The 11,609-nt window shown below is 61.7% G+C and carries 14 protein-coding genes; 6 read left to right on the top strand and 8 right to left on the bottom strand.

Translation table 11 applies throughout. The annotated features are described in order from the left end of the window. Positions 1 to 70 precede the first annotated feature (70 nt). On the bottom strand, positions 71 to 568 hold the full coding sequence (locus G9X64_RS21425) for a CAP domain-containing protein (protein WP_168312358.1): 498 nt from the start codon (positions 566 to 568) through the stop codon (positions 71 to 73). Between the two features lies 1 nt (position 569). Further along, the gene (locus tag G9X64_RS21420; protein ID WP_026154422.1) at positions 570 to 836 is read right to left on the bottom strand and encodes a DUF6460 domain-containing protein; all 267 of its coding nucleotides are present in this window, start codon (positions 834 to 836) and stop codon (positions 570 to 572) included. A gap of 143 nt (positions 837 to 979) precedes the next feature. Here G9X64_RS21420 and G9X64_RS21415 point away from each other — a divergent pair, with 143 nt between their 5' ends. The 3 genes from G9X64_RS21415 to G9X64_RS21405 all read left to right on the top strand — a co-directional run bounded on the left by G9X64_RS21415 (position 980) and on the right by G9X64_RS21405 (position 3,073). Next, positions 980 to 1,912, top strand: coding sequence for a class I SAM-dependent DNA methyltransferase (locus G9X64_RS21415; RefSeq protein ID WP_168312357.1), 933 nt, complete (start codon positions 980 to 982; stop codon positions 1,910 to 1,912). A 210-nt stretch (positions 1,913 to 2,122) separates the two neighbouring features. After that, on the top strand, positions 2,123 to 2,758 hold the full coding sequence (locus tag G9X64_RS21410; protein WP_168312356.1) for a YitT family protein: 636 nt from the start codon (positions 2,123 to 2,125) through the stop codon (positions 2,756 to 2,758). A 147-nt stretch (positions 2,759 to 2,905) separates the two neighbouring features. Continuing rightward, complete coding sequence (locus tag G9X64_RS21405) at positions 2,906 to 3,073, top strand: hypothetical protein (protein WP_155248989.1); 168 nt, start codon at positions 2,906 to 2,908, stop codon at positions 3,071 to 3,073. Positions 3,074 to 3,142: 69 nt separating this feature from the next. On the opposite strand, the gene G9X64_RS21400 is transcribed toward G9X64_RS21405, so the two are convergent. Together G9X64_RS21400 and G9X64_RS21395 are read right to left on the bottom strand one after the other, a co-directional pair. After that, positions 3,143 to 3,604 (bottom strand): carboxymuconolactone decarboxylase family protein, encoded by a 462-nt coding sequence (locus G9X64_RS21400; RefSeq protein WP_168312355.1) that lies wholly within the window; start codon positions 3,602 to 3,604, stop codon positions 3,143 to 3,145. Between the two features lie 22 nt (positions 3,605 to 3,626). Then, positions 3,627 to 4,127, bottom strand: a complete 501-nt coding sequence (locus G9X64_RS21395; RefSeq protein WP_130792362.1) for an RrF2 family transcriptional regulator — start codon at positions 4,125 to 4,127, stop codon at positions 3,627 to 3,629. Between the two features lie 132 nt (positions 4,128 to 4,259). On the opposite strand from G9X64_RS21395, the gene G9X64_RS21390 reads away from it, so the two are divergent. The 3 genes from G9X64_RS21390 to pdeM are packed head-to-tail and all read left to right on the top strand — an operon-like array spanning position 4,260 to position 8,245. After that, positions 4,260 to 4,892, top strand: a complete 633-nt coding sequence (locus G9X64_RS21390; RefSeq protein WP_168312354.1) for a YitT family protein — start codon at positions 4,260 to 4,262, stop codon at positions 4,890 to 4,892. A gap of 47 nt (positions 4,893 to 4,939) precedes the next feature. Continuing rightward, a complete protein-coding gene (locus G9X64_RS21385; protein WP_168312353.1) occupies positions 4,940 to 7,450 on the top strand; it encodes a ligase-associated DNA damage response DEXH box helicase in 2,511 nt (836 codons plus the stop codon). Positions 7,451 to 7,510: 60 nt separating this feature from the next. Beyond that, on the top strand, positions 7,511 to 8,245 hold the full coding sequence (gene pdeM / locus G9X64_RS21380) for a ligase-associated DNA damage response endonuclease PdeM (RefSeq protein WP_171377363.1): 735 nt from the start codon (positions 7,511 to 7,513) through the stop codon (positions 8,243 to 8,245). A gap of 32 nt (positions 8,246 to 8,277) precedes the next feature. Here pdeM and G9X64_RS21375 read toward each other — a convergent pair whose 3' ends face one another. The 4 genes from G9X64_RS21375 to G9X64_RS21360 all read right to left on the bottom strand — a co-directional run bounded on the left by G9X64_RS21375 (position 8,278) and on the right by G9X64_RS21360 (position 11,485). Beyond that, on the bottom strand, positions 8,278 to 8,859 hold the full coding sequence (locus tag G9X64_RS21375) for a transglycosylase SLT domain-containing protein (RefSeq protein ID WP_171377362.1): 582 nt from the start codon (positions 8,857 to 8,859) through the stop codon (positions 8,278 to 8,280). Between the two features lie 143 nt (positions 8,860 to 9,002). Beyond that, positions 9,003 to 9,560 (bottom strand): dihydrofolate reductase family protein, encoded by a 558-nt coding sequence (locus G9X64_RS21370; protein WP_168312351.1) that lies wholly within the window; start codon positions 9,558 to 9,560, stop codon positions 9,003 to 9,005. 201 nt (positions 9,561 to 9,761) lie between these two features. Further along, complete coding sequence (locus G9X64_RS21365) at positions 9,762 to 10,562, bottom strand: TIGR02186 family protein (RefSeq protein ID WP_168312350.1); 801 nt, start codon at positions 10,560 to 10,562, stop codon at positions 9,762 to 9,764. Beyond that, a complete protein-coding gene (locus G9X64_RS21360; RefSeq protein WP_168312349.1) occupies positions 10,562 to 11,485 on the bottom strand; it encodes a sulfite exporter TauE/SafE family protein in 924 nt (307 codons plus the stop codon). The genes G9X64_RS21365 and G9X64_RS21360 overlap by 1 nt, the downstream gene beginning before the upstream one ends. Positions 11,486 to 11,609: the final 124 nt, after the last annotated feature.

The raw sequence follows: 11,609 nt of genomic DNA, 5'->3' as shown, positions 1-11,609 counted from the left end.
GCAGCGCCACGCGTCGTTTCAGACGCGCAAAAGACGCTGCATCACCTGAACTGCTGCAGGCGGAATCACCTCAGCTCGAAAGCACCATGGCCCAATAGGGCAGGTTCCTGGAAGATGTATTATGGGCGACGGCAACGCCAAGGCCGCCATAACGACCGAGCATGTTTTCCAGGTGATGCGGCGAGTTGATCCAGGCCTTCACCACGGCATCGACGCTCTGCTGGCCGGAGGCGATGTTTTCCGCTGCCGGCAACCGCACGCCGCTCGCCTTGACGCGCGCGCCAAAACTGTCGGTCATGCCCATGAGATGCGCCATCTTGCCGGCGCTCGCCATGCGTTTCGCCTGGAAAAGAGCGGCAGTACTCGCCGCCGGATCGACGGCAAGCGGCGGCAGGCCGTTTTTGGCCCTGAGCTGGTTGACGAGCGGCAGCACGCTCGCCGTCTCGTCCTCGCCCTCCGACGGCGTGCCGGCCATCCTCGGGGTCGTGGTGCAGCCGGCAATGCCCGCGGCGAGCGCAAGTCCGGAAAGGCGCAGCAGGCCGCGTCTGGAAAGATCGATGGATGTCATATTACCGGCGATAGCTGAAAAGACGAAGGATGATGAAGAGCGGGATGACGATCGTCGCGCCGAGGATCAGATAGTCGCCGACGCGCCCGAGGGCCGAGAAGCCGCGGTACCAGATCTCCAGGATGAAATCGCGTATGCCGTAAATGATGCCCCACGGCGTCAGGCCGAAGACGGTCATGACGAAACCGACGATCAGCGACACCACGATAAGCTTTATCAATGTGCGGCCGATTGAATCGCCGAGGAACCTGTTCGCCTGATCGGACATAAGCCATCTCCTGTTTGCCCTTGGAATAAGGTCGCGGCGCGGCGCCCGCAAGCCCTTTCCGGAATTGGCCGCTTCGCCTCTGAAATAGGACTTGAGTTTTTTTGTGGCCGCCGCCAAATGCGGGCGAATCCATAGGTCAATTCATGCAGCCCCACCAACTTTCCTCCGGCGACGTCATTGCCGACCGCCGCGCCGACTACGCCAGGATGCTCGAAGAAGGCGGTGAGCCGGAAGCGGCTGCCGAGCTGATGGAACAGGCCCTCGAGCTCGTGCCTGGCTGGGCCGCCGGCTGGTATCGCCTCGCCACCTACCTGGAAAAGGCGGGCAGGGGTGAGGCCGCGATCGAGGCCTATCGCAGGACGCTTGCTCTCGGTCCCGATGACATTTTCGGCGCCGCCCTCAAGCTCGCCCTTCTCGGCGACGGTGCCGTGCCCGACCGGCCGCCGAGCCGCTATGTCGAGCGCCTCTTCGACGACTATGCCGACCGTTTCGAATCAGCGCTTGTCGAAAAGCTCGACTACAGCGTCCCGCAGAAGCTTGCAGCGCTCATCGCCTCCACCGGCAGGCGCTACGAACGCGCCGTCGATCTCGGCTGCGGCACCGGCCTGCTCGGTCCTGAAATCCGTGGCAGTGTCGGCCGCCTCGAAGGCTTCGATCTTTCGCAGAACATGCTGGCTAAGGCCGCCGAGAAACATGTCTATGACAGTCTCGCCCAGGCCGATCTCTGGCTCGCACCCGATCTCTCCGGCCTCTTTGCCGATGCAGCGCGCCATCGCGCCGACCTGGTGACGGCAGCCGATGTGCTGATGTATCTCGGCAATCTCGAGAGCGTCTTTGCCATCGTCGGAGACCTCGCTGCATCAGGCGCCGATATCGCCTTTTCCGTCGAGGATGCAGGGGACGGCGAGCGCTTTCATCTCGCTCCGTCGCTGCGCTATGCCCATTCGGAAAACTATGTCAGGATGCTTCTTGCCCGTCACGGGCTGGAAATCCTGAAGACCGTCAAGTCGGTCATTCGCAAAGATGGCGGAAAACCGGTTTCCGGCATTCTGTTCCTTGCGCAGAAGCCCGTGTGAGCGAACATTTCTTGCGATTTTCTAATAGGTCAGCATTGCTTACCTATTTCGCTTGATCAGAACATCGAAAAGCCCGATACTGCATCGCATCGGCAGAGCGCCCGGCAATATCACGCCGAGGCGCTCGGGCTCCTTTCATGATCCAAAATTCCGCCGCGCCGGCTTTTCCCAAGCGCGTTCTTGAACTCGTCTGCCGTGGAGACTGGCGACATGACACAGCTCATCAATGCCCTTGGCTTCTGGAATACCACTGCGACGCGCCACACCCCCGTCGAAGACGTGCAGGGCATATTCTCCGGCAGCCTCGTCGCCGCTCTCGGCCTCTATGTGCTCGCCAGCGCCGGCCTTCTCACCGGCAGCACGGCCGGCGTGGCTTTTCTCCTGCATTATGCCTTCGGCGTCAATTTCGGCCTTACCTTCTTCCTGCTCAACCTGCCGTTCTTCTATCTCTCCTGGAAGCGCCTCGGCATGGCCTTCACCATCAAGACCTTCATCGCCATCGGCCTGACCTCGGTGCTTGCCGATGTGCAGTCGCGCTTCTTGTCCATTTCAAGCATTCATCCGGCCTGGGCAGCACTTCTCGGCGGCCTGCTGCTCGGCTTCGGCCTGCTGGCGCTTTATCGTCACCGCGCCAGCCTCGGCGGTGTCGGCATTCTCGGCATCTATCTGCAGGAGCGTTTCGGGATCCGCGCCGGCCTCGTCCAGCTCGCCATCGACATGTGCGTGCTCGCCGCTGCCTTCTTCGTCACCACGCCGCCCGTCGTCTTCTATTCGGTGCTCGGCGCCGTCGTCCTCAACCTCTTCGTCGCCATTAACCACCGCGCCGACCGCTACATTGCGCTTTAGTTTTACGCATGTCGTAAAACCGCCGCACACTTTTGCGCGACATGCTCCAACGTTACAAAACGGTAAGCCATTCTAAACAAAACGTAACTTGCCTATGATCGGTCGCGGCGCCAAACTTTTCTCGCGCCGGATTTGATGAGGTGAGCTATGTCAGATTTGGAAAAACTTGTGAGACGCCGTATGCAGGAAGAATATGCCAAGGGCGCTTCCGCAGAAGAAATTGCGAAAGTCGTCCGCGACCTATTCAACAGCATCGACCTCTCGGGCAATCGGTTTGACGCCGTTGCCGTACGGGCCACCAGGGATCACGAGTGACCCGATATTCGACCGACCCGAGATTTTCGGGTCGGTTGCCAGGATGATTTCCCTGTAAGCAGATATCGATCAGGCTGCCTTCTGCGCCGCATCAATCGGATGCTGCGAGCGGAAGCCGACGGCAAGCCGGTTCCAGATGTTGATGGCGCCGATCGCCACCGTGATTTTCGTCATTTCTTCCTCGGAAAAATGCGCCTTTAGCGTCTCGTAGTCGACGTCCGGCGCGCCTGTTTTGGCGATATTGGTCACTGAATCCACCCAGCCGAGCAGCGCCCGTTCGCGGGCATCATAGACCGGCGATTCCCGCCAGACGCACATCAGGTTGATCCATTGTTCGGAGAGCCCATCGTGGCGGGCTTCCTTCACATGCATGTCGACGCAATAGGCGCAGCCGTTGATCTGCGAGGCGCGCAGCTTGATCAGGTGGATGAACCGGCGCTCCAGCCCGGAGGACTGGACATATTGCTCGAGCGCGGCGACTGCCTTGTAGGCATCGGGAGCGGCTTTGGCGAAGTTGAAACGTGGTTGCATGCTCTTTCTCCTTTGTTATGGCTCAACGAGCCGTCTTGCGTTCATGGATTTCAAGGAAGGCGCAGCCTCGTGCTGCGATCGATCCGTCGTCGACGGCGGTGAGTTCGATGCCGATATCGGCGAGGCTCGTCTTGGCGAGTTCGGCGCGATAGACCCGTTCGGCTTTCAGCATCGCCGCGTTGATGGTGCAGGGCTGGGCGAACAAGCGATCGGAGACCGGGTTCGGTCCGCGCTGGCGGATTTCGGCGCAGCGGAACGCCGGCGCAGACCCCTCGACCGCGAGCACGATGTCGAGCAACGAAATCTCCTTCGGCGCTTTTGCCAGCCGATATCCGCCCTTCGGCCCCGGTACGGTATCGAGGATGCCGGCGCCCGACAGCGCCTGCAGATGCTTCAGCAGATAGCTTGTCGAGACGCCGTGGAATTCCGCCAGTGCGGCGGCCGACAGCACGCTGCCTTCGGAGAGGCCGGAAAGCATCGCAACGCTGTGAATGGCCTGCTCAACCCCATCACCCATTTTCATGCTCGTGGCCTCCTCAATTCGTGGATAAAAAATATCCACGATTATGCCGGCTGTCAAGAGGTGTGCTCGCTGCTGCCACTTGCCTTTATCCTGACCCCGGATAGAAGACGGAAAAGCCGACAGGGGAACAACATGGCATCCAACGCTTTCGCAGGCCTTCTGAATTCCAGCGCCGATCGTCATTCGCTGTTCGACGACGCCCAGGGCATCGTCGCCGGCAGCATGCTCGCCGTGCTCGGCGTATCGCTTCTCTCCGGCGCGGGGCTGCTGGCCGGCGGCACGGCAGGCCTTGCCTTCCTCGCCCATTATGCGACCGGCTTCAGCTTCGGCCTCTGTTTCTTCGTCGTGAACCTGCCCTTCTATTATCTCGCCTTCCGCCGCTTGGGCGCCGCCTTCACCATCAAGACCTTCGCCGCCATTGCGCTGACCTCGGTCCTGTCCGAATTCGTTCCGGGCTTCATCAGCATGGCGCGTGTCGATCCTCTCGCCGGTGCGCTCTTCGGCGGCCTCGTCATCGGCGCCGGCATGCTGGCGCTCTTCCGCCATCGCGCCAGCCTCGGCGGCATCGGCATTCTCGCCCTCTACATCCAGGATCGCTTCGGCTGGCGCGCCGGCTTCGTCCAGCTTGGCTTCGACGGCATCATCTTGGCGCTCTCCTTCTTCGTCGCCAGCCCCTTCATCATCGTCTGCTCCGTGCTCGGTGCGATCGTTCTCAACCTCACGATTGCCATCAACCACCGCAAGGACCGCTATATCGCCATGTAAAAAGCCGCCGCTCTTCTTTTTCCCCGGCGTTTGACTACTTTCAGGGCGTGGACCAGATCGATTCCGACGCTCGTGCTTTGCTTCCTGCCGCCTTTACCCGCTGGTTTGCGGAAAAGGGCTGGCGACCGCGCGCGCATCAGCTGGAACTGCTTGCCCGCGCCGAGGCCGGCGAAAGTACGCTGCTGATTGCGCCGACCGGCGCCGGCAAGACGCTCGCCGGTTTCCTGCCCTCGCTCACCGATCTCACCCGCCGCGGCAAGATCCCCCCCGGCTCCGCCTTCACCGGCATCCACACGCTCTATGTCTCGCCGCTGAAGGCGCTTGCCATCGATATCGAGCGCAACCTGATGAAGCCGGTCGAGGAGATGGGCCTGCCGGTCACCGTCGAAAACCGCACCGGCGATACGCCGAACGCCAAGCGCCAACGCCAGAAGCTCAACCCGCCGGATATTCTGCTGACGACGCCCGAACAGGTTGCCCTGCTGCTGGCCAACCGGGAGGCCGAGCGCTTCTTCAAGGACCTGAAATATATCGTCCTCGACGAGCTGCATTCGCTGGTCACCTCCAAGCGCGGCCATATGCTTTCGCTCGGCTTGGCTCGCCTGCGCCGCCTTGCCCCCGGCCTCAGGACGATCGGCCTGTCGGCCACCGTCGCCGAACCGATGGATTTGCAGAAGTGGCTAGTCGGCCAGGAAGAGGGCAGGGAACATCATGCCGGCCTCGTCGTCATCGAAGGGGGCGCCAAGCCCGATATCTCGATCCTGTCGACCGAAGAGCGCATTCCCTGGGCCGGCCATTCCGCCCGATATGCCATTCCCGACGTGTACCGCCAGCTCGTCGAACATCGCACGACGCTGCTCTTCGTCAACACCCGCAGCCAGGCGGAGATGCTTTTCCAGGCGCTCTGGACGATCAATGACGACAACCTGCCGATCGCGCTCCATCACGGCTCGCTCGATGTTGCCCAGCGCCGCAAGGTCGAGGCGGCAATGGCCGAAAACCGGCTGCGCGCCGTCGTCGCCACCTCCACCCTCGACCTCGGCATCGACTGGGGCGATGTCGATCTCGTCATCCATGTCGGCGCGCCGAAGGGCGCCTCGCGTCTTGCTCAGCGCATCGGCCGCGCCAATCACCGCATGGACGAGCCGTCGAAAGCAATCCTCGTGCCGGCCAACCGTTTCGAGGTCATGGAGTGCCAGGCAGCGCTCGACGCCAATTATATCGGCGCGCAGGATACCCCGCCGGTCGGCCGCGGCGCGCTCGACGTGCTCGCCCAGCATGTCCTCGGCATGGCCTGCGCCGAACCCTTCGACATGCTGGAACTTTACGATGAAATCATCAGCGCCTCGCCCTATGCCGATCTGAGCTGGGAGACCTTCGAGCGCGTCGTCGATTTTGTCGCGACAGGGGGTTATGCGCTCCGCACCTATGAGCGTTACGCCCGTATCCGCAAGACTGCGGAGGGCCGCTGGCGCGTCTCCAATCCGGCGGTCGCCCAGCAATATCGCCTCAACCTTGGCACCATCGTCGAAAGCCCGATGCTGAATATCCGCATGGTCAAGCGCGGCGAGGGCGGTAGGATCGGCCGCGGCGGCGCCACGCTGGGGAAGGTCGAGGAATATTTTCTCGAGCAGTTGTCGCCGGGCGATACCTTCGTCTTCTCCGGCAAGGTGCTGCGCTTCGAGGGCATCCGCGAAAATGAGTGCCTGGCGTCGCAGGCCTTTTCGCTCGATCCGAAGATCCCCTCCTATAATGGCGGCAAGTTTCCGCTGTCGACCTATCTCGCCGAGCAGGTGCGGGCGATGATCGCCGATCCCGATCGCTGGCGCCACCTGCCGGATCAGGTGCGCGACTGGCTGTCGCTGCAGGACGACAAGTCGATGCTGCCGAAGCGCGACGAGTTCCTGATCGAAACCTTCCCGCGCGGCAGCCGCGGCTACATGGTCGCCTATCCCTTCGAAGGCCGTCTCGCCCACCAGACGCTCGGCATGCTGCTCACCCGCCGGCTGGAGCGGATAGGCGCCAAGCCCCTCGGTTTCGTCGCCACCGATTATTCGCTTGCCATCTGGGGCCTTGAGGATATGGGGCTGATGATCGGCAATGGTCGGCTCAACCTCTCCGACCTCTTCGACGAGGATATGCTTGGCGACGATCTCGAAGCCTGGCTGGACGAATCCTTCCTGTTGAAGCGCACCTTCCGCAATTGCGCCGTGATTGCAGGCTTGATCGAGCGCCGTCATCCGGGCAAGGAAAAGAGCGGCCGCCAGATCACCGTCTCCGCCGATCTGATCTACGACGTGCTCCGCAGCCACGAGCCGGATCACATCCTCTTGCAGGCGACGCGGCAGGATGCGGCGACGGGACTTTTGGATATTGGCCGTCTTGGCGATATGCTGAGACGAATCAGGGGCCACATCACCCACCGCGCTCTCGACCATATTTCCCCGCTCGCCGTGCCGGTGATGCTGGAAATCGGACGCGAGGCGGTCCCGGGCGAGGCCCATGACGCACTCCTGGCCGAAGCGGCGGACGATCTGATCGCCGAAGCGCTCGCTTGACGAGAATCGGGCCTGATGGGAATTAGGGCCTGACGATTTAGGCCTGACGACGATTTAGGAATGACGACCGTGATGAACCGCCTGGCGCTGGCGCGCGACATATCGGGACTGACGATGCCGGGCATCGAGACATCGGTCCATGGCATTGCCGCCGTCTGCGATCCGCTCGGCGCCCTCTATCTGCCCGATGCCGGCCTGCTCGTCGTCTCCGACCTGCATCTGGAAAAGGGCGCAGCCTTTGCGCGCCGCGGCATGATGCTGCCGCCTTACGATACGCTGGCGACGCTGACCGTGCTTGCCGCCGTCATTTCCCGCTATAACCCGAAGCTCGTCATCTCGCTCGGCGACAATTTCCACGACCGTATCGGCTCGAAGCATCTGCCGGAGAATTTTCGCGCCCTGATCGTTGAGATGGCTCGCGGCCGCGAATGGATCTGGATCAATGGCAACCATGATCCGGATGGCATCGTCGATCTGCCGGGCACATCCGCCGACGAGATGCATTATGCCGGCCTGACCTTCCGGCACGAGCCGAAGAACGGCTTGCAGAGCGGCGAAATCGCCGGCCACCTGCACCCGTCGGCGACCGTCCGCCGCCGCGAGAAATCCGTCCGCCGCCCGTGTTTTGCCACCGACGGCGCCCGCCTCCTGATGCCGGCCTTCGGTGTCATGAGCGGCGGTCTGGATCTTGGCCATCAGGCAATGAAGGGCCTGTTCGAAAAGGCTTTGCTGGTAGCGCATCTGTTGGGGCGCGATCGGGTTTATTCGGTCAGGTACGGGAATTTGTGGGGGTAGTGCCCTTCATATTTGGACGGCACCGCCTAAACTCAATCGCACTCCTGCAACTGCCGCTGATAGGTCCCTGCCATCCGCGCAAACTTCTGCGCCGTCTGCTGCAACTGCCTGTTTGAGCGCCAGTCGCCGCGTTTGTACCCTGTCGGACCGGAATAATAGGCAAGGTAAAGATTATAGGCATCGTTCAGCGGAATGCCGGTCTCCAGGCTGTTCTGGTAATGATACCAGCCGATGAAATCGATCGCGTCGGCGAAGTTCGCCCGCCGCGCGGTCCAGTTCCTCGTCTGCGACTGATAGTGATCCCAGGTCCCGTCGAGCGCCTGCGAATAGCCGTAGGCGGTCGAAGGACGGGTCCAGGGAATGAAGCCGAACAGCTTGGTGCGCGGCGGCCGCGCATAGGGCTGGAAGCCGGATTCGGTATACATCGTCGCCATCAGGATCGGCACGGGCACGCCGTACTTCTTCTCCGTTCGTTCGGCTGCGCTCTGCCAGCTGGAGAAGAGCCCGTCGCGCTCGTCGAAGACGGCACAGATGTTCCTCGTCTGCTTCGGCGCCGTCGCGCAGCCGGAAAGCAGCGCGAGACCCACGGCCGTCAGAACGATACGAGTACGCATGACAAAACCTCTCGTTTCAGAGAGATTACTAACTCGTAAATGTTAAAAACCGGTTTTTAGTCGAATGCGAACTTCCCAGGCTGCCTCCTTGTGCGGCCGGGGATCGATACCCTGGCCTGACCATCGGGACGGCATCCCATCCACTACGCTTTGACGGGCTCGTAGCGCAGGATCACCGCACCGCCTTCCGTCGTCGAGGATTCGATGAGCTTTAGCGGCATCTGGCCCTCTGCCGGTTTGAAAAGCGGATTGCCGCCGCCGAGGATCACCGGCACCAGGCAAACCCTGATTTCGTCGATAAGGCCGGCCTTCAGCAGAGTGTCGGCAAGCTCGGCGCTGCCGAAGATGAAAATCGTCTTGCCGTCCTCCTGCTTCAGCCGCGTCAATTCGGGGATCGGATCGCTGACGACACGGGCATTGTTCCAGCCGGGCTCGCTCATCGTCCGCGACACGGAGATCTTGGCGATGCCGTTCATATAGGCCTTGATCTCACCTTCGCCCTCGGCAGTCGGCCAGTAGGAGGCCATGCCCTCATAGGTCTTGCGGCCGAAGACCAGCAGATCGCCTTCCCTGCCGAACTGTTCGGCATAGCGCTGCAGTTCAGGTCCCCAGGCGAAATTGTGGAAGTCGATATCCCAAGGCTTCGTGCCTTCGAAATAACCATCGAGTGTCATCAGGTTCCAGACAACAAGCTTTCTCATTTCCATCCTCCTTCTGAATTGTCATCCATCAAAACTGATTGCGTTTGACAACTGGTTGAAAGCTAGGTCGACTGATAGCGAAATGCAAGCGGTTTTTTTGGAGTAGAGCATTCGGGCAAGCAGCTGCTCCCGCAGGCCTTCGTCCTCAGCGCCTTGCTGAGCCTATTTTCGGGAGGAAATCCTGAGGGCCTTGGCTGTGGATCAGTCCTTGCGGAAGATCAGGCTGGCACCCCAGCCGGTGATGACGGCGAGCAGCACGGCCGCTAAGCCGTAGAGGATCGGCTGCTCATGCGCCGCATCGGTGATCGTCTGCTCAATGCCGGTCTTGATGACCCGCAGCGGCAACGATTTTTCGGTGACGAAAAGGCCGCTCTTGAACAGGTAGGCGCGCACGGTGTGCACCCCGTTGGGAATGTTTGCCGGCAGGCGCAGGCTCGCCTTGAACAGGTTGGACGAAACGAACCGCACGCCGCTGGGGTTGCGGTCATAGAGCCCGCCGCCCTGCTGCAGCCGCCGGAAAGCCTCGCGGAACTCGCCGAGATTGCTCCCGTCGCCGACGAAGCCGACCGGCGTCAGCGGAATGTGGTCGATGCCGATCCCCTGATCGGTCAGGTCTAGCGGCGTCACCACGTCGTCGATCATACGCGAGCTCGACATCGAATAGGAATGCGGCACCGCTTCGAAGGTCATCGAGCGGGTGTTCACCCAAATGCCGAAGACGCGTTCCTTCCTGCGCACCGTCGCATCCTCGCGCGGGCCTTCCAGCACCACGACCACGTCATACTGGCCGACGGCGAGCAGCAACTGGTCGGTATTCGAGAGCGCCCCGAAGATGGTCAGATCCGCGCCGTGGAAATCCGAGGTGATGGCGATTTCGCTGGTCGAGGTGCCGATTTCCAGCCCTTCACGCACCGCTTCCGTTGCCTGCCCCGGTAGCCACTGCGCCGCGGCTACCGCCGGCAGCAGGCAAAGCAACGCGATGACGGCGGCAACCAGGCGCATCAGTTGCCCGCTCCCATCACCACCGAATAGACGTCCGCCGGCGTCACTACCAGCGCGACCGCAAGACGTACGCCGACGGCGAGCACCAGCAGGCCGAGCAGGGCGCGCAGCTGCTCGCCGCGCAGTTTCTGGCCGACGCGCACGCCGTATTGCGCCCCGATGACACCCGCTACCATCAGGATGAAGGCGAGCACGATGTCGACGGAAAAGTTCGTCGCTGCCTGCACGATCGTCGTATAGGCGGTCACGAAGATGATCTGGAACAGCGAGGTGCCGACGACGACATTGGTCGGGATACGCAACAGGTAGATCATCGCCGGCACCATGATGAAGCCGCCGCCGACACCCATGATCGAGGTGAGGATTCCGATCGCAAAGCCGAGGGCCACGATCGGAATGACGCTGAGAAAGATCTTTGATTTCTTGAAGCGCACCTTCAGCGGCAGCTTATGCACCCAGTGCTGGTGGCCGGGCTTGCGCGGTGCGGGCGGCTCGTTGCGCGCTGCCCGCCGCATGGCGTTGACGCTTTCGAGCAGCATCAGTCCGCCGACGGTGCCGAGGAAGATGACATACATCAGCGAGATGATGAGATCGAGTTGGCCGACGGCGCGCAACAGCGAGAAGATCCAGATCCCGACCGTCGCACCCGCAAGGCCGCCGACCAGCAGCACCGTGCCGAGCTTGACGTCGAGCGAGCCGCGCCGGAAATGCGAGATCGCGCCAGATATCGACGACGCCACGACCTGATTGGCACCGGTCGCGACGGCGACAACCGGGGGGATGTTGTAGAAGATCAACAGTGGCGTGATGAGAAAACCGCCGCCGACGCCGAACATTCCAGACAGGAATCCGACGGCCGCCCCCATGCCGAGAATGATGAAGATGTTCACCGACAATTCTGCGATGGGCAGATAGATTGTCACAGCCGACCCCGAATGATGACCGCTCCTGCCGGGCGGTTTCTTGTCACGTCCCCGTTCGAATGCGCACCATACTGTGAAATCGTTGCCAGAGGCTTTCGATCGGCCCCGTGATTAGCCATAGAGA

This window comes from Rhizobium sophorae, from assembly GCF_013087515.1.
GTDB classification, from domain to species: Bacteria; Pseudomonadota; Alphaproteobacteria; order Rhizobiales; family Rhizobiaceae; genus Rhizobium; species Rhizobium sophorae.
The sequence above is the reverse complement of the archived record's forward strand: the minus strand, read 5'-3'. Positions and strand labels throughout refer to the sequence as shown.